Annotated in this window: 14 protein-coding genes; 10 read left to right on the top strand and 4 right to left on the bottom strand. The window is 60.3% G+C overall.

Annotated features, from left to right (window positions below; genetic code table 11):
• Nucleotides 1–243 precede the first annotated feature (243 nt).
• Nucleotides 244–1,833: an MBL fold metallo-hydrolase gene (locus QWE_RS19070; protein ID WP_040300690.1), complete on the top strand. Its 1,590-nt coding sequence runs from the start codon at nt 244–246 to the stop codon at nt 1,831–1,833.
• Between the two features lie 100 nt (nt 1,834–1,933).
• Here the strand turns inward: QWE_RS19070 and QWE_RS19065 are convergent, their stop codons facing one another.
• The 4 genes from QWE_RS19065 to QWE_RS19050 all read right to left on the bottom strand — a co-directional run bounded on the left by QWE_RS19065 (nt 1,934) and on the right by QWE_RS19050 (nt 8,638).
• Nucleotides 1,934–2,728: a Crp/Fnr family transcriptional regulator gene (locus tag QWE_RS19065; RefSeq protein ID WP_083872961.1), complete on the bottom strand. Its 795-nt coding sequence runs from the start codon at nt 2,726–2,728 to the stop codon at nt 1,934–1,936.
• 586 nt (nt 2,729–3,314) lie between these two features.
• A complete protein-coding gene (locus tag QWE_RS19060; RefSeq protein ID WP_006727808.1) occupies nt 3,315–6,503 on the bottom strand; it encodes an efflux RND transporter permease subunit in 3,189 nt (1,062 codons plus the stop codon).
• A 142-nt stretch (nt 6,504–6,645) separates the two neighbouring features.
• Entirely contained in the window at nt 6,646–7,830 is a 1,185-nt protein-coding gene (locus QWE_RS19055; RefSeq protein WP_006727807.1) for an efflux RND transporter periplasmic adaptor subunit, read from the bottom strand.
• A 61-nt stretch (nt 7,831–7,891) separates the two neighbouring features.
• Nucleotides 7,892–8,638, bottom strand: a complete 747-nt coding sequence (locus tag QWE_RS19050; protein ID WP_420804567.1) for an alpha/beta hydrolase fold domain-containing protein — start codon at nt 8,636–8,638, stop codon at nt 7,892–7,894.
• Nucleotides 8,639–8,829: 191 nt separating this feature from the next.
• On the opposite strand from QWE_RS19050, the gene QWE_RS19045 reads away from it, so the two are divergent.
• The 9 genes from QWE_RS19045 to QWE_RS19000 all read left to right on the top strand — a co-directional run bounded on the left by QWE_RS19045 (nt 8,830) and on the right by QWE_RS19000 (nt 17,030).
• On the top strand, nt 8,830–9,777 hold the full coding sequence (locus QWE_RS19045) for a LysR family transcriptional regulator (protein ID WP_006727805.1): 948 nt from the start codon (nt 8,830–8,832) through the stop codon (nt 9,775–9,777).
• Nucleotides 9,778–10,083: 306 nt separating this feature from the next.
• Complete coding sequence (locus tag QWE_RS19040; protein ID WP_006727804.1) at nt 10,084–10,989, top strand: tyrosine-type recombinase/integrase; 906 nt, start codon at nt 10,084–10,086, stop codon at nt 10,987–10,989.
• Nucleotides 10,990–10,992: 3 nt separating this feature from the next.
• Nucleotides 10,993–12,186, top strand: coding sequence for an IS91 family transposase (locus tag QWE_RS19035; RefSeq protein WP_006727803.1), 1,194 nt, complete (start codon nt 10,993–10,995; stop codon nt 12,184–12,186).
• Between the two features lie 770 nt (nt 12,187–12,956).
• Nucleotides 12,957–13,205 (top strand): hypothetical protein, encoded by a 249-nt coding sequence (locus tag QWE_RS19025; protein WP_006727802.1) that lies wholly within the window; start codon nt 12,957–12,959, stop codon nt 13,203–13,205.
• Nucleotides 13,202–13,489, top strand: a complete 288-nt coding sequence (locus QWE_RS19020) for a DUF1488 family protein (protein ID WP_006727801.1) — start codon at nt 13,202–13,204, stop codon at nt 13,487–13,489. Before QWE_RS19025 ends, QWE_RS19020 begins: the two co-directional genes overlap by 4 nt.
• A 155-nt stretch (nt 13,490–13,644) precedes the next feature.
• A complete protein-coding gene (locus QWE_RS19015; protein WP_006727800.1) occupies nt 13,645–13,911 on the top strand; it encodes a hypothetical protein in 267 nt (88 codons plus the stop codon).
• A gap of 244 nt (nt 13,912–14,155) precedes the next feature.
• Entirely contained in the window at nt 14,156–14,434 is a 279-nt protein-coding gene (locus tag QWE_RS19010; protein ID WP_006727799.1) for a hypothetical protein, read from the top strand.
• Nucleotides 14,435–14,449: 15 nt separating this feature from the next.
• Nucleotides 14,450–14,653: a hypothetical protein gene (locus tag QWE_RS19005; RefSeq protein ID WP_006727798.1), complete on the top strand. Its 204-nt coding sequence runs from the start codon at nt 14,450–14,452 to the stop codon at nt 14,651–14,653.
• Between the two features lie 97 nt (nt 14,654–14,750).
• Nucleotides 14,751–17,030 (top strand): glycosyltransferase family 4 protein, encoded by a 2,280-nt coding sequence (locus QWE_RS19000; protein ID WP_006727797.1) that lies wholly within the window; start codon nt 14,751–14,753, stop codon nt 17,028–17,030.
• The last annotated feature ends 2 nt before the right edge of the window (nt 17,031–17,032 follow it).

Raw genomic sequence — 17,032 nt, 5'->3', positions numbered from 1 at the left:
CTGACACGACCATCTGTTCGATCCCTTCCGTCAGCCGGGCGCACCTCTGTCGGGGGCGTTGCCGACGGGCCTTGGCGCCGCTCCACACATTCTCTTTCCGATGCGCAAGCGGGCGAGAGGACCTTGCACCACCTGCCAGACCAACTGCTGCCTGACCTCCGGATGGGTGGTAATACCAGTTGATTCTTGTCAATCGATACGCTGCCTTTTGGGATTAGCGTGATGGTCTGGGAGGACAAGATGATGCACACACAGCCAAGACTGAGTTTCCATGGCGCCGCGGGCACGGTGACCGGTTCATGCTTCAGTCTTGAGGCAAATGGCCGTCACATCCTGATTGACTGCGGGATGTTTCAAGGCTCCAAGAGCGAAAAGCAGTTGAACTACAGGGCCTTCCCTTTCGATCCCCGCCAGATCGACGCCGTCATCCTGACCCATGCGCATATCGATCACTCAGGCCTTCTGCCGAAGTTGGTCAAGCATGGTTATGCGGGACCGATCTATGCGACGCGTGGGACAATCGATCTCTGCAGCGTGATGCTGCCGGATTCGGCCCATATCCAGGAAGTCGAAGTCGACCAGCTCAATCGCCGGAACCGCCGCCGTGCTCGTGAGGTCATTGAGCCCATCTATACGGCCGAGGATGCAGAGGCGACGCTTACACAGTTCAGACCTGTTGCACTGCGCCAATGGCAGGATCTGGGATACGATATCCGTATCTGCTTCTGGAATGCCGGACATTTGCTTGGGTCGGCCTCCGTGGAAATCGAAATCAGTGGCGAGGCGGGAAGACGTCTCCTGTTTTCCGGCGATCTCGGGCCGGCGTTCAAACTGCTCCAGACCGATCCGGAAGCGCCTCAGGGCTGGGATTATGTGATTTGCGAGAGCACGTATGGCGACCGGGACCGCATCGACACGACCGACGCGATGCGCAGGCAAATCTTGCAGGATGAGGTGAACGCCGCCGCGCAGCATCAGGACGGGGCGCTGATCATTCCCTCCTTCGCAGTCGAGAGAACCCAGGAGCTTCTCGCCGACCTCGTCTTCCTGATGGAAGAGAAGAAGATCCTCGAATGCCCCGTGATCATCGACTCACCGCTTGCAACCCGGGCGACCGAGATCTTCAAGGCCCATAGCGGCGAGCTGGACAATGGAGACCTGCTGGAGCGCGCGATCCGGTCACGTTTCGTGCGCTTCACCGAAAGCGTCGAGCAGTCCAAGGCGTTGGATTTCGTCAAGGGCTTTCACATCGTCATTGCCGCAAGCGGCATGTGCGAGGCGGGACGTATTCGCCATAGACTGAAAAACTGGCTGTGGCGGGAGGAGGGGACAGTGCTCCTTGTCGGCTTTCAGGCGGCGGGAACGCTTGGACGTATTCTCCAGGACGGCGCGACCACCGCCAAGATCCAGGGTGAGGAGATTGCCGTAAGGGCACGGATCCGTTCGATCGACGTCTATAGCGGACATGCCGACGGTGCGGAACTGCTTGCATGGCTTGCCGCACGGCAGCCTATTCGCGAGGCGATTTTCCTGGTGCATGGGGAAGATCAGGCACTGGCCGCGATGAAGGAGCGCGCTGCAGCTGTCATGGGCGAGCACCGAATCTTTGTCCCTCACATCGACTCGACTTTTCGCCTCGACGCTGACGGCCCGGTCGACCTTTCGACATTCGTGCCGCCGCCGCGTCTCGATCCAGCGCAGGCAGGTCATCGCGACTGGAACAATGACTACCAGAGCCTGATCCTGGATCTCCAAGCTCAGCTTCGCATGGCCGCCGACGACAAGGCACGCCGCGCCATCGTCCGCAAGATCAGGCGCGCCCTTGAGGATTGACGAAAAAGAGATCAGCTGGACGGATCTCTCAACGGGTTGAACTCGGCCGTTAGCAGTATCTGTGGCGTAGACTGTGTGCGCCGCGCGGCAATCGAGATCCTCAGTCGCTTCCCGCCACGGCGTCGGGGAAAGCTCGGACCCGTCCCAGATAGACAGGATCAAAACTGGCCAGTGTGACAAGGCGCTGATAGTCGTGGATGCGAACAAAGCCGTCACGGAATGTGACCAGTCCTTCCTCACGAAAATGACGAAGCACCCGGTTTACATGCACACTGCTCAACCCGAGCACGTCAGCAATCTCATCCTGAGACAACGGACACAGATAGCCTGTCTCGCTGGCCAATCCCAGCTGGGAAAGCCTGACGCCGGTTTCCAATAGGAAATGTGCAAGGCTCTGCGTCGCATCGCCACCCCCCAGATTTGCCAGATGCTCCACGATGATCGCCTCATCGCGCAAGGCAGCTCGGTACACGGAAGCAACAGTCTGGTTGTTGCGCTTCAGTGCCTGCATGAAATCGCTTGCAGGCACTTCAAGGACCTCGACATCGGTGACAGCCTGAAAGCTCAGGCTGGGCACGCCCAGGAACAATCCTTGTAAACCCAAAATGTCTCCGGGCAGCTGCAAGTTGACGATTTGCCGACCTCCGTTTTGAAGCAGATGGTAGGAACAGGTCCAACCTGCGGTGAGCACATAGACTGCCTGGCAAGGTCTTCCTCGATGAAGAAGCTCAGCACCCGCGCGTCGTGTCAGGCGACGGGTATGCAATCCACTGAGATCGACCGCCCCACTATTCCAGAAATCAGCACCCCAGGGGTAGTCACCGTCTTGCAATGTCTTGTTGGCAAGGCCGCCGCGTTGCGTGACATTTCGATCGTAACCGTCGTCTTCGCCCATGGCCGACCTTTGCCCCGTCGACGGCCACTGTGTGACCGAAAGGCCTATGTGCGTCTTCGCGAATACATAGTCGTAGAATGCTGCCGAGCGTATTGACTTCGATCAAACCGAATTCATTCGGCACCCCGTGAGTGTCATTGCGGTGCTGCGGTTGCAGCGGAGCACTGCTCAAGGAGCTCTCTAAACCATCATTTGCCAGCTCTCGCGACCGGCCGCCGGTATCCTCTTCAACTAGTATCATGGCAATCGTCCCCTGTCGCCGGTCCGGCGGCTGGAAAGGGTAACGACTGGCTGACCAACACCCGGGTAGCAACTGCTGCGGCTTTAAAGGCGTCGACATCAAGGTCGACGCGTTCTTCGGTGCGGTGCGGGAATTGCCCTTCGTCAGGAGGACGCGCATCTGCGTCAGGCCTTGGATGCGGCACTCGTTGCGACCATGGATAGCAGGAAACATGACGAGATCAACTGCCACGTATCTTCCCTACAGCTTGCAGTGATCAAGCCGGTTGGATCTTCGCTGCAGATTTCGGGCAGATGAACGGCATCCGCCCGAAATCCGATACAGCTGATTGGCGACCGACCTCGGTCAGTTTTTGGGCGCGAGTAGCGGCACGCCAGCGCCGTCTGACCCGTGCTGGCGCAACGGCCTGTTTGCGCTGAGCATGCGGGCCAGGAGGTAAAATACCGGCGTCATGAAGATGCCGAAGACGGTCACTCCGATCATGCCCGAGAACACCGCAACACCCATGGCAGCCCGCATTTCGGCTCCCGCACCCGTCGAAACCACAAGCGGTATCACCCCCATGATGAAGGCCATCGAGGTCATCAGGATCGGGCGCAACCGCAGACGACTGGCTTCGATCGCCGCCTGGAACGGCGTCCGGCCCTCGAATTCGAGTTCGCGCGCGAATTCCACGATCAGGATCGCATTCTTCGCCGACAAGCCGACCAAGACGACGAGCCCGATCTGGGTGAAGATGTTGTTGTCCCCGCCCGTGTACCAGACACCAATGAGTGCAGCGAGGACGCCCATTGGCACGATCATGATGATCGACAGCGGAAGCGTCAGGCTTTCATATTGCGCGGCAAGAACGAGATAGACCAGAAGAAGCGCAAGCGGAAAGACGATGATGCTCGAATTGCCGGCCAGGATTTGCTGATAGGTGAGATCGGTCCATTCGAAGTCAATGCCGGCGGGCATGGTGTCATTGAGAATTTTCTCCATCGCCGCCTGCGCCTGGCCTGAGGAATAACCGGGTGCCGGACCGCCATTGATGTCAGCTGCGAGAAAGCCGTTATAGCGTGTGGTACGCTCCGGACCGGTCGACGTCTCCACCTTCAACAGCGCCGAAAGCGGGATCATCTCGCCACTTGCAGAGCGTACCTTCAGCTGACCGATATCCTCCGGCTTTGCCCGAAACTGGGCGTCCGCCTGGACGCGCACGCTGTAGGTGCGGCCAAAGGCGTTGAAGTCATTGACGTAAAGCGAGCCCAGATAGATCTGCAGCGTCTGGAAGACATCGGTGACCGATACGCCGAGCTGTTGTGCCTTCACCCGATCGAGATCGGCAAAAAGCTGTGGCACATTGACCTGGAAGCTCGAGAAGATGCCGGCGAGTTCCGGGGTCTGATAGGCCTTGGCAAGAACCGCCTTTGTCGTTTCATCGAGTGTTTCGTAGCCGAAGCCGGCGCGGTCCTCGATCTGCAGCTTGAAACCGCCGGTCGAGCCGAGGCCGTTGACCGGTGGCGGCGGGAACATGGCGATGAAAGCGCCGTCGATGGCTGCAAATTTCTGATTGAGGGACATGGCAATTGCGCCACCCGACAAGGATGGATCCTTGCGCTCCGCAAAATCGTCGAGCACGGCAAAGACGATGCCGGCATTGGAGCCGATGGTGAAGCCGTTGATGGAAAGGCCCGGAAAGGCGAGCGCATTCTTCACGCCCGGTTCTTGCAAGGCGATGTCGCTCATCCGGCGGATAACCTCTTCCGTGCGATCAAGCGTTGCACCATCCGGCAATTGCGCAAAGCCGATCAGGTACTGCTTGTCCTGCGCCGGCACGAAGCCTCCCGGCACCGTCGTGAACATTGAGTAGGTCATGGCCACGAGCGCGAGATAGATCACCATCACCAGGCTCTTTCTGCCAAGCAGGCCGCCGACGCTGCGTCCATAGCCATTGGAGGCTGCACCAAAGGCCCGGTTGAAGCCACGGAAGAACCAGCCCAGCAGATGATCCATCACGCGGGTCAAGCGGTCCTTCGGCGCGTGGTGGTCCTTGAGAAGCAGGGCGGCCAATGCCGGCGAGAGTGTCAGCGAATTGATCGCCGAAATTACCGTCGATATGGCAATCGTCAGGGCGAATTGCCGGTAGAACTGTCCCGAAAGTCCGGAGATAAAGGCAAGTGGCACGAAGACAGCGACAAGGACCAGTGCAATGGCAATGATCGGTCCGGATACCTCTTTCATGGCGCGATAGGTGGCCTCGCGCGGCGAAAGTCCATTTTCGATGTTGCGCTCGACATTTTCGACCACGACGATCGCATCGTCGACCACAATGCCGATCGCCAGGACAAGGCCGAAGAGGGTCAGCGCGTTGATCGAAAAGCCGAAGGCATACATGACCGCGAATGTGCCGATGATCGAGACGGGAACGGCAATCAGCGGAATGATCGAAGCGCGCCAGGTCTGCAGGAAGAGGATCACCACAAGCACGACCAGCGCGATGGCCTCGAGAAGTGTGTCAACCACCTTGTCGATCGAGGCGCGGACAAACTCCGTGGTGTCATAGACGATCTCGAAACGGACGCCTTCAGGCATGGCCTGCTGGAGATCGCTCATGGTCTGCTGAACGGCGTCGGAAATCGCGATCGCGTTCGATCCAGGCGCCTGGAAGATCGGAATGGCGACAGCCGGTTCGCCGTCGAGCAGCGAGCGGAGAGCGTATTCGGCAGCCCCAAGCTCGATGCGTGCGAGATCTGAAAGCCGCGTGATTTCGCCATTCGAGCCGGATTTGACGACGATCTCTCCGAACTCCTCCGGGGTCTGGAGACGGCCCTGGGCGTTGATGTTCAGCTGGAGATCAACCCCTTCTGGTGAAGGCGAGGCGCCGATCGTGCCGGCTGCGGCCTGGACGTTTTGCTGGGCAATGGCGCTGGTGATGTCGCTGGCCGTGAGGCCCCGCTCGGCTACCTTTTGTGGATCGAGCCAGATGCGCATCGAATAGTCGCCCGCGCCGAAGATCTGAACCTGACCGACCCCCTCGATGCGCGCCAGCCGGTCCTTGATGTTGAGCGTTGCATAGTTGCGCAGATAGGTGAGGTCATAGCGATCGCCGGTGGACACGAGATGGACCACCATCATCAGATCGGGCGAACTCTTGACGGTCGTTACACCGAGCGCTCTAACCTCTGCCGGCAGGCGCGGCTCGGCCTGGGCAACACGGTTTTGCACAAGTTGCTGTGCCTGATCCGGGTCGGTTCCAAGGCGGAAGGTGACGGTGAGCGTCATCACGCCATCGGATGTGGCCTGGCTCGACATGTAGAGCATGTTTTCCACGCCATTGATCTGCTCTTCGAGCGGTGTTGCCACCGTCTGGGCAATCACGGTCGGATTGGCACCGGGATAGACGGCCCGCACCACAACGGATGGCGGCACAACCTCCGGATATTCCGAAATCGGCAATGCGCGAAGACCGATCAGGCCCGCGACGAGAATGAGGATGGACAAGACGGCGGCAAAGACCGGCCGATCAACAAAGAAGCGAGAGAAGTTCATCTTTAAGGCCCCATAAGGCGGACACGGGAGGATCGGTCCCGGGATCACGATCCCGGGCGCGCGGTAGATTGGGGTGGTAAAACCGGTGATGGCAGGTCTGGGTGCTGAAGGCGCAAGTGAGCCTATGCCTTAGGCTTGCCGATCAGTTCTTCAGGGCCGTCTCATCCTGCGGGGCAACGACGGCACCTGGCCGGATGCGCTGTAACCCGCTGACGACGATCCGATCGCCGGCGTTCAAGCCGGTTTCGACAATGCGCTGGCCGTCGACCGCTGCTCCCAGTTCGACCTGCCGGTAGCTGACCGTATTGTCGGCCGCGACCACAAAGACGAACTTCTTGTCCTGGTCGGTGCCAACCGCACGCTCGCTGATCGTCACGCGGTCCTTCGCCTTTGGCTGTCCCAGGCGAATGCGGGCAAATTGTCCAGGCAGAAGCCGACCGTTGTGGTTGTCGAAGACGGCACGTATGCGGATCGTCCCGGTCGAGGCATCGATCTCGTTGTTGATCAGCTGCAAACGGCCAGGGATTGTGGCCGCGGCACCGGGGCCGGTGCCGGTATCGACTTCCACCGGTATCTGATCGAGAAGCAGGCTTGCATCATTGGCCGGCAGTGTCGACAAGACATCGCGCAGATGGCCCTCGTCGATGGTGAAGCTTGCATAGATCGGGTCGAGCGATACAAGCGTGACGAGCGACGGAGAAGACGGGCCGGCCGCCACGAGATTTCCCGGGGTGACCTCGAGCGTGCCGATGCGGCCTGCGATCGGCGCGCGGATCTCGGTATAGGCAAGGTCCAGTTCGGCGAGCTTCAATGCCGCCTTGGCGGATTTTAGCTCGGCCTCGGTCGAGGCTTTCGTGCTCTTGCGCTGTGCGACCTCGCTTTGGGAGATCGTGTTGCGGGACAAAAGCGCATTGCCGCGTTCGAGCTCGGTTGTTGCAAGAATGAGACGTGCCTCAGCGGAGGCTACGGCACCGCGCGCCTGCTCGACAACAGCGCGGTAGGGCTCCGGGTCGATCGTGACCAGGAGGTCGCCCTTTTCGACCAGCCCGCCTTCGCGGAAATGCACCGACTGGATGGCGCCGGCGACCCGCGAGCGGAGCTCGACCCGGTCCACCGCCTCGAAGCGTCCCGATACTTCGCGCCAGACATGAACCGGTCGCGGTTGGACGGTGGTCACCGTGACCGGCACTGCTGGTGGGGTGGCCTCCGTTTGAGTGGACGCTGCCTGCGCGTCTGACCAGGGCTCGACATAGAGAGCCCCGCCAATTGCCAAACTTGTCGCCATCGCGAAACCCCACAGGGCCGCGTTCCTGATCCTTGCGGTCATGATCGTCTCCTTCGGTTCGCCTGGAACCGCTATGTGGTGGGAGCGGGTTGGGAGCCCGCCGTCAGTATGGCAGTTCTTGGACGAACTGCTCGAATTCGGTCGAGACATGCGCACGCCACGCGCCGTCCCGGCCGTCATAAAGTCCTGTCCATCCGAGATGAGCGGGCAGGATCTTGCTTTTCACGGATACGCCGGCCAATCGCAGACACTCCGCATAATCCAGGCCCTCGTCACGCAAGGGATCGTCATCCGATGTCATGACAAGAGCAGGTGCTGTGCCCATCAGCCGTGTGCAAAGACAAGGCGCAGCATAGGGGTGCTGGCCATCGCTGGCTTTGGCGAGATAGTGCTGCCAGCCATCCGCCCAACGCTGCTGCAAACCGATATCGTCTGCGCTGCGAAACGAGATCGTGACCATGCGCGGGTCAAGCATGGGCGACAGAAGAACCTGACCTGCCAGTTCGCCGGGCATTGCATCACGGGCCTTCAATGCAAGGCTGGCCGCGACGTTTCCGCCAGCTTCATCTCCGGCCACCAGCACCGGCGACCGGAGATTGGCGAAGCGCTTGCGCTTCGCAAACAGATGCTTCAACGCGTCAAACGCCTTTTCCAGGGATCCTGGAAACATGTTGCATGACGGGCCGCCGCAGTCCGCCTCAACGACGAGGGCGCCAGCTTCTGCCATCGCCAATGCCGCGGGGGCGTCGTTCGAACGGGGCGGGGCCGCTCCAAATGCGTTTCCGGAAAAATACAGGACAAGCGGCCGGACCCTGGCCTTGCCCGTCCCTTCATAAATGCGGAATGGCAAGGGAAACCGCGTCTCCTCGTCTGCTCCACTTTGCCACGGCTTGATCATGCTCTTGGTAGTCGCTCGTTGGAAACGCTTTCGTTTGTGCGCAATTTATATTATTATCCCATCATGCGGCACAAGTTGGCAATTTGTGAGAACTCTGTTCCGGTATTCTGAATAATACGCGTGTTTTTGAAAGAGGTGTTTCCATGGACCAGTTGTCCGCCATGCGGGTGTTTACGAGAGTGGTGGAGACCGGCAATTTCTCCAAGGCGGCGAATTCGCTGAAGATGCCGAAGACCACGGTCACCACCGCCGTCCAGGCACTCGAAGCGCATCTGGCGACCAAGCTCTTGAACCGGACAACCCGACGGGTCGTGGTCACGACCGATGGAGCACTCTACTACGAAAGGGCTGCTCGCATCCTGTCCGAGCTCGACGAGCTCGACGGCAGTCTGTCCAGTTCGCAAGCGCAGCCTTCGGGCAAGGTGCGTGTCGCTCTGTCTGGCGCATTTGCCGACCGGATCATCATGCCGGCCCTTTGTGACTTCCACACGCGTTATCCGAAGATCCAGCTGGAATTCGATATCGGCGATCGCATCGTCGACTATGTTGCCGAAAACATCGATTGCGCCTTGCGCGCCGGCACGCCGAGCGATCAGTCCCTGGTTGCCCGAAAGGTCGCGGACCTCGAATTGCGTACCTATGCCGCGCCGATCTATCTCGAACGCATGGGCCTTCCCCGTCATCCCCGTGATCTCGAGAAGGGGCATTTCGGGGTGGGTTACATGAAGGCCTATGAGGGCCGGGTCTTTCCCCTGATGTTTCGCAAAGGTGATGAAGAAGTCGAAGTCAGGCTCGATTATGTGATTTCGGTCAACGAGTTCAGGAGCTATATGGCCGCGACTGTTGCCGGCATCGGGGTCGCCCAGGCCGTGGCCTTTACCGTCTCTGACTATGTGGACCGCGGCGAACTGGTCGAGATTCTGCCTGACTGGCCGCGCGAGCCCATTCCGCTCTACATCGTCTATCCGCAGACCCGCCATTTAAGCAACAAGGTCCGCGTCTTCGTCGACTGGCTGGCCAAGAAGCTGCAGGAAGCGCAACGATGCGAGTTGCGTCATGATACGTCACTGCGGGCAAAGGCAGAGGGTTGAGGTTTTTGCCGGTCGACCTTGATGGGCCGGATAACGAGCACTGGTCGCTCTGCCCGCAGCCATGTCCCACCATGTCGGCGATTAAACGATTCCCGCTATGCGCCTTCCACTCGGCCATAACGGTCGTCATAGCGCCTGCCTGGAAGCAGACATCGCCCTGCCGCCTCACGTCGCCTGTGCGCCGTCAAGCACGAACCCGCTTCGCGGGAGGGAGTGCGCGGCGAGTTTCGCATGATTATCTGAGGTTCTAGGCAGGCTGTTGGTGTTGCCTGACCATGACGTTCCCTTCAACGAGAGGAACGTTCAATGGCCAGCTTTCAACACGATGCCCCGACCACACCGCTCCGCCAGCGCATGCAGGAAGACATGCTGATGCGAGGGTTAGGATCCCACACTCGGCAGGACTACATCCGTCACGTTCGGCGCTTCGCTACGTTTCTTGGGCGTGCCCCCGACACCGCGACGGTCGAGAACATACGACGTTTCCAGTTGCATCAGCATGAGAACGGCGTAGGTCCTGCGACTATAAACAGCACGGTTTCGGCGCTACGCTTTCTGTTCACGGTAACGCTGAAGCGGCGGGATCTGGCGCGGGCGCTGGTGATAACGCGCAATCCGCGCAAGCTACCGGACGTGCTCAGTATTGAGGAAGCTGCCCGCTTACTGGAGGCGGCACCTGGCATCAAATACAAGGCCGCCCTCGGTGTGGCCTATGGTGCGGGCTTGCGCGTCTCCGAGGTCGCCCATCTCAAGGTCGATGACATTGACTCCAAACGCATGCTGATCCGGGTTGAACAAGGCAAGGGACGCAAGGACCGCAATGCCATGCTTTCTCCGCAGCTCCTCGAACTGCTGCGGCTTTGGTGGCGCGAAGGAAAGCGGCGCGGCGTAATGCTACCTCACGGCTGGCTGTTTCCGGGGCGTAGCCGCACCGATCCGATCTCGTCGCGGCAACTTCATCGCGCGGTTCAGGAAGCTGCCGATGTTGCCGGCATCCACAAGCGCGTCAGCCCGCATACCTTGAGGCACAGCTTTGCCACCCATCTTCTGGAGGATGGCACCGATATCCGTGTCATCCAGGTTCTGCTCGGTCATAGCAAGCTGGAGACGACGGCTCTCTATGCGAAGGTCTCCACCCGAACCATTCACGCGGTCGCGGGCCCTCTTGATCGGCTGATGGCGCTGATGGAAGGCAAAACGCCCGACGGCTGAACCATGCGTACCTCGATCGAGGTCGCCGATATCTTCCGTGCTGCAGGGCCGAACTATCGGAAAGTCCACACGGGACATCTCAGCTTGAGCCAGCTCAAGGTTATGTCGGCGGTCGAGCACTGCCGCACAGCAGCACTGGGCGGACATGTCGAGGCCTGCGAGGATTGTGGAGAGTGGCGCATCGCCTACAATTCATGCCGCAACCGGCACTGCCCGAAGTGCCAGGGCGCCGCTGCACGCACATGGCTTGCCGAACGGGAGGCCGATCTCCTGCCTGTCGGATACTTCCACGTCGTCTTCACATTGCCAGCCGAGGTCGCCGCCATTGCCCTCCACAACAAGGCGCTGGTTTACGATCTGCTCTTTAAGGCCGCATCCGAGACGATGCTGACAATCGCCGCCGATCCGAAGCATCTCGGCGCGCGCATCGGCATCACTGCTGTCCTGCACACATGGGGATCGGCCATGACCCATCATCCCCATGTTCACATGATCGTGCCAGGTGGTGGCATCGCGCTCGATGGATCACGCTGGATATCGTCACGTCCGGCATTCCTCCTGCCGGTTCGTGTGCTCGGCAAGCTCTTCCGGCGCTTGTTCCTGACACGGCTGCTCCAATTCCACGATGCCGGGCGGCTCGCCTTCTTCGGTTCGGCTGCGCCTCTGGCTGATCACCGGGCATTTGTAAGATACCTGTCGCCAGTCCGTAGGAAGCGCTGGATCATCTATGCCAAGCCGCCCTTTGCGGGGCCGGAAGCAGTGCTTGCCTATCTGTCGCGCTACACGCACCGGGTCGCCATCTCGAACAGTCGCCTGATCGCGTTCGATGAAACGGACGTCACCTTCCGCTACAAGGATTACCGCCGTGACGGTTGCGATCGGCAGCAGGTCATGACGCTCGCGGTCGATGAGTTCATCCGCCGTTTCCTGCTCCATGTCTTGCCGCGTGGCTTCCACCGCATCCGGCATTACGGCCTGCTCGCCGGAGGTTCTCGAAAGATCAGCATCGCTCATGCCCGCGAGCTCCTCAACGCTGCCCCGCCGCCCCCTGACGAGGCGGACGACGAACCGACCGACATCCGGCCGCCATGCCCATGCTGCGGTGGACGCATGGTCGTCATCGAAGTGCTCAAGCGCTGGCGGCAACCGCGAGGACCACCAGACGAGGCAACAACGAACCGGGAGAGTGCGTCATGACCCGGCATGGCCGATCCATTCATATCGTCTACTCACAGCAGAGCAGGCCAACGGGACGGCCTGCGCCAGCACCCATGATGAGGGCGTTCAGCACGACGAACATGTTTCCACTCACCTGGAAAGCCTTCGCAACCCCAATGGAAACCATCATTCGGGACCCGCCCGGACTGACAGTGGTCGTGGCGATCGCCCGACCGCCAGAGGCTCCAATCCAGAAAACCCCATAGCTCAGCAAGTGCAGACCGCGGGTTCCGGCATGAAAGGCTTTCGTACGCCTGACGGCACCCGAAACCCTCCACCACATCGGACATTGAAGGTGGTCGGTTGGATACTCAAGAGGAGTCGTTCAGCTCGCCCTGTCAGCAAAGCGCCGCGAGCGAGCGTTGATGTATCGTTGTCCCCTGGCTTTGAGCTGACGTGAACATGACTCTGGAGCGGCAATAAATTCGGCATCCATGCCAGCGCAAGGAGCTTGGATCACGAGGACAGATTTCGGGGATCGCTTTAGCCGCGCCGCTCGGGTTAACGACATGCCACAGCAAGCCATCCCCTCTTTGAAGGCAGTAGTTGAGAAGACTTTGTTCGTGCCGGAGAGCGAGGCGCAGCGCTAACCACATAAAGCGGGCATCTCTAGTCACGCCCTATGGATGTTTTTCAAGGCCCTTGCAAGTTCTGATAAGCAGGCCCATATTCATGGAAGTGGCAGCCATTGAACGGGCGCTGCCACTTTCTGGGCGGCACTCACCCTGGCCCCAATAAAGGAGGACATCATGTCTTCCGACCTTCATCAGCCTATCGGCAGCTTCGACATCAGCATCATCAGAAACGCGCTCCGGCATGCCGGGTTTCGCTATGAAGAACCCCTCTGCCAGTTGGATCGCGGCGCGGCGCGCCATGCGATGACGCTTTACCAGAAGGGCGTCCACAGATCCGCCGAATTGATTGCCGCCGTGAACCTCTGCGCAGACCAGGCCGTCTTCGCGCGTCTGAAAAGCAGCAGTCAGGTCACGAGCCTGTGACCCTCTCCTTCCCCAATCCGACCCGTGCCTATGACGAGACCCGCGGTCTCATTCGTTTCATCGGGCATGATGGCCTGAACCAGGTTCAGTTTCTCTTGCCCGTCGCCGTGTTTGATCGCGAGGGCGCCCCCGGACGCCGGAAGGAACGCGACTATCTCCTGGCGTTCGATCGCCTTCGGGAGCGCATTCTGACGACAGCGAGGCAAGCCTATCAGTCTCGGCGACGACATACGATCGAACTCGATCTCAGTGCATTCGGGTCGTCCCTCCAGTCAGCGACCTGACGACGCCAAACACAGCGCTTGGCGAACTTCGAAGAGGAATACGTCATGATCGATCGTGAGCAATCCACTGCAGTGATCGTCCATGACGACCGCCTTGGGCAGACACTTGGCCTTCGACCATGCTGAAGAACGATTCTCCAGAGGGTGAGCGAGAGATGGCTGACCAAGCGATGCTGCGTGCGCTGCTCCATCGCTCCAGCTACTCGAGCGCGGATCTCCGGGCGCAGTCAGGTGGCAACTACGCAAGAGAGGTCGTGATTATCGATCGCCTTCGCAAGGGAATGGTCATGAGCGATATGCAGGCGGCCGTGTGGGAGAATGTCGTATTCAGTCACGCTGCGGCTCTGTCGCGCTGGGAAGGCGAGGGCGGAAGTCCGTGCGGTGGCGATCAGGCTGTCACGCCCGAGAAGCGAGGCATCTGATGGAGCCTTCGGACAAGGTGATCATACTGGCCGACATTCGCAAGAAACGGATCGCGTCTGCGACATGCCGACCGAACGTCTTCGAGATCAGGACAGGGGCCGGGAAGCGGCCCGATTGCAGTATCCATCCGTTTACAGCGCGGCCCGCTGTTCCGCCGAAGCAGGCCTGATGACCGCAGAGGTCACATCTCGATCTGATCGCTACACCGCAATCCCGTGACACCGGTCCTGAAAGGAGACTCACATGTTTACGCGAACGAAGACGAGAACCGTGCATTTCGATGCGCCCTTCACCCTGACAGGTCTGGAGGGTGTGCACCCGCCCGGCGACTACCAGGTGCAGGACGACGAGGAACAGATCACCGGGATTTCCTGGCTCGCCTATCGGCGTGTGGCAACCATGATCGAAGTCGTTGCCGGCAAGAAGAAGAGCTTGGTCCAAATAGATCCGTCGGACCTGGATACCGCTCTCGACAAGGACCGGGTCCTGTCCGGCCAACAGAGCCTGAACACAACGCACTGAAGATCGGAAAAACTCATGTCGTCTCACCGTTTTACCGTCGGCCAAATGGTTCGTCTCGTGACCACGAAGGGGCTCTCGCCGGCTGCCGCTGTCACCTACACGATCGAGGCCCCCATGCCGGCCTATCGGAACAGCCCTCAGTATCGGCTCTGGAATCCGGAGCTCCGCCAAGGGCGCGTCGCTCTGGAGCGGGATCTGGAGCCTGTCGGCTCCGCGTGATCCTGATGCCGACGCGCGTGCATCCGCCATGCGGTCGCGCTGTGCGTCCCTGGCTTTTTTGGCGAGACCTCGCCACCATGTTCTGGAGGGAACGCAGATGAGCAGACCGACAAGGATCGCCTTCATCGGCAATTCTCTTCCCCGCCAATGCGGGATAGCAACCTTCACCGGCGATCTCTCCCAGGCGCTGCTCGATGCGGTCGAGCCAGTCCAAACAAGCATCGTCGCCGTCACGGATGCCAAGCAGACTTATGCCTATCCCAGTGACGTAATCTTCGAGATCCGTGAGGAGGAAGTCGAAGACTATGTGACGGCGGCGCGGGTTCTGAATGAAGGCCGGTTCGATGTGGTTTCGCTGCAGCACGAATTCGGCATCTTCGGCGGTGACGACGGCGAGTTCATCCTCACGCTGCTGGAAAACCTGCGCATTCCGCTCGTCACTACCTGCCACACCATCCTTGCCGAACCGACACCGTCTCAACACCGCGTGTTGCAGAAGGTCGTCGCCCATTCCAGCCGTGTCGTCGTCATGGCAGAGAAGGGACGCACGCTGCTCACGGACATTTATGGAGTTGCCCCCCAGAAGATCGACGTCATTGCCCATGGCATACCTAATCGACCCTTTCACGATCCAGACCTTGCCAAGATCGAGCGCGGTTACGCTGGCCGGCCCATCATCCTGACATTTGGTCTGCTCTCCCCCAACAAGGGCATAGAGGTGGTCATCGACGCCATGCCGTCGATCCTGAAGGAAACCCCAGAGGCGCTCTATATCGTGCTGGGCGCCACGCATCCGACCCTTCTGCGCCAGCAGGGCGAGGCCTATCGCGACGGGCTGCGCCAGCGCACCGAGCGGCTGGGCGTCGATCATGCGGTGCAGTTTCTCAATCGCTTTGTCGATCTGCCGACGCTTCTCGACTTCATTGCCATGTGCGACGTCTATGTGACGCCCTATCTGGACGAGGCGCAGATGACGTCCGGAACGCTCTCCTACAGTTTCGGCATGGGCAGTGCCGTGGTTTCGACGCCTTACTGGCACGCCTGCGATCTCCTGAGCGACGGCCGCGGCGTGTTGGTTCCCTTTGGAGATGCGCCGGCGACGGCTAGGGCAATCGCGACCTTGCTCGGTGACGACGAGGCCCGCATGGCGATGCGCAACGCTGCCTACGAGGCCGGTCGCGCGATGATCTGGTCGCAAGTCGCCTCGCTCTATCTCGACAGCATGGCGAAGGCGCGCACCGCCTATCGGCCAAAACTCGTCAGTGACCTCATCTCGTTGCGGATCAAGCGCCCGCCGCAGCAGATGGCCTTGAAGCTCGGGCATCTGCACGCGATGTGCGACGACACGGGCATCATCCAGCATGCGGTGTTCTCCGTGCCGGACAGGTTGCACGGCTATTGCGTCGACGACAATGCGCGGGCCCTGCTTCTGTCCTCACTCCTTTCGTCCGTCGGCGAAACGGGCATAGCGGACAGAATGACAGCCTCTTTCGCGGCCTTCGTCGAACACGCCTGGAACCCCGACACCGGCCGTTTCCGAAACTTCATGAGCTACGACCGCCGTTGGCTCGAAGATGAGGGCTCCGAAGATAGTCATGGGCGAACCCTCTGGGCGCTCGGGTCTTGCGCCCTGTGTGATACCGATGGGCCACGTCGCCGATGGGCGAGTGCCCTCTTTGCCCGGGCGATGACTGTCACGCTCGACTTCCGCTCTCCGCGCGCCTGGGCCTTCACGCTTCTCGGCCTCAACGACTATTGCGCCGCCAATCCTCAAGACCCCCACGCTCGCATGTTGCGCATACGGCATGCTGAAGATCTGATGGACCTGGAGCGTCGTGTGTCGGAGGGGGGGCGCCGCTGGTTCGAGGAGGGGCTATCCTATGAGAATGCCCGCCTGAGCCAATCCTTGATCCTGACGGGCATGTCGACCAAGGTTCCGGCTTTCGTCGAGACAGGTGTTGCAACGCTTGAATGGCTGATGACCCAGCAGACAGGTGAGAAAGGCCATTTCCGTGCCGTTGGCACCGACGGCTTCTTCGAGGTCGGACAGCCACCCAGGCCTTTCGACCAGCAGCCGGTCGAAGCGACGGCAACCGTGGCCGCATGCCTTTCGGCCTATGAAGCGACTTCGGACAGGAGCTGGATCGAGGCCGCGCACAAGGCCTTCGACTGGTTCACGGGCAGCAATGATCACGGCATTTCCCTCATCGACCCGGAGACAGGCAGTTGCCGCGACGGCCTGCATGTGGACCGCCCCAACGAGAACCGGGGTGCCGAATCTGTGCTCTGCTACCTGATCTCCTGCGTCGAGCTCGGTCGCGCCAACCAGATGCTGCGCCCGATACTTCCAAGGGTCGGCGTCAGGCAATTGTCATGAGC

Origin of the sequence: Agrobacterium albertimagni AOL15 (assembly GCF_000300855.1) — a bacterium.
Lineage (GTDB): Bacteria > Pseudomonadota > Alphaproteobacteria > Rhizobiales > Rhizobiaceae > Allorhizobium > Allorhizobium albertimagni.
The sequence above is the reverse complement of the archived record's forward strand: the minus strand, read 5'-3'. Positions and strand labels throughout refer to the sequence as shown.

Excerpts from the sequence above, each read along its gene's own strand:
- QWE_RS19010 (WP_006727799.1), top strand. The coding sequence starts at position 14,156 with ATGTTTACGCGAACGAAGACGAGAACCGTGCATTTCGATGCGCCCTTC.
- QWE_RS19035 (WP_006727803.1), top strand. The coding sequence starts at position 10,993 with ATGCGTACCTCGATCGAGGTCGCCGATATCTTCCGTGCTGCAGGGCCG.
- QWE_RS19070 (WP_040300690.1), top strand. The coding sequence starts at position 244 with ATGCACACACAGCCAAGACTGAGTTTCCATGGCGCCGCGGGCACGGTG.
- QWE_RS19015 (WP_006727800.1), top strand. The coding sequence starts at position 13,645 with ATGGCTGACCAAGCGATGCTGCGTGCGCTGCTCCATCGCTCCAGCTAC.
- QWE_RS19025 (WP_006727802.1), top strand. The coding sequence starts at position 12,957 with ATGTCTTCCGACCTTCATCAGCCTATCGGCAGCTTCGACATCAGCATC.
- QWE_RS19055 (WP_006727807.1), bottom strand. The coding sequence starts at position 7,830 with ATGACCGCAAGGATCAGGAACGCGGCCCTGTGGGGTTTCGCGATGGCG.
- QWE_RS19065 (WP_083872961.1), bottom strand. The coding sequence starts at position 2,728 with ATGGGCGAAGACGACGGTTACGATCGAAATGTCACGCAACGCGGCGGC.
- QWE_RS19060 (WP_006727808.1), bottom strand. The coding sequence starts at position 6,503 with ATGAACTTCTCTCGCTTCTTTGTTGATCGGCCGGTCTTTGCCGCCGTC.
- QWE_RS19000 (WP_006727797.1), top strand. The coding sequence starts at position 14,751 with ATGAGCAGACCGACAAGGATCGCCTTCATCGGCAATTCTCTTCCCCGC.
- QWE_RS19040 (WP_006727804.1), top strand. The coding sequence starts at position 10,084 with ATGGCCAGCTTTCAACACGATGCCCCGACCACACCGCTCCGCCAGCGC.
- QWE_RS19005 (WP_006727798.1), top strand. The coding sequence starts at position 14,450 with ATGTCGTCTCACCGTTTTACCGTCGGCCAAATGGTTCGTCTCGTGACC.
- QWE_RS19045 (WP_006727805.1), top strand. The coding sequence starts at position 8,830 with ATGGACCAGTTGTCCGCCATGCGGGTGTTTACGAGAGTGGTGGAGACC.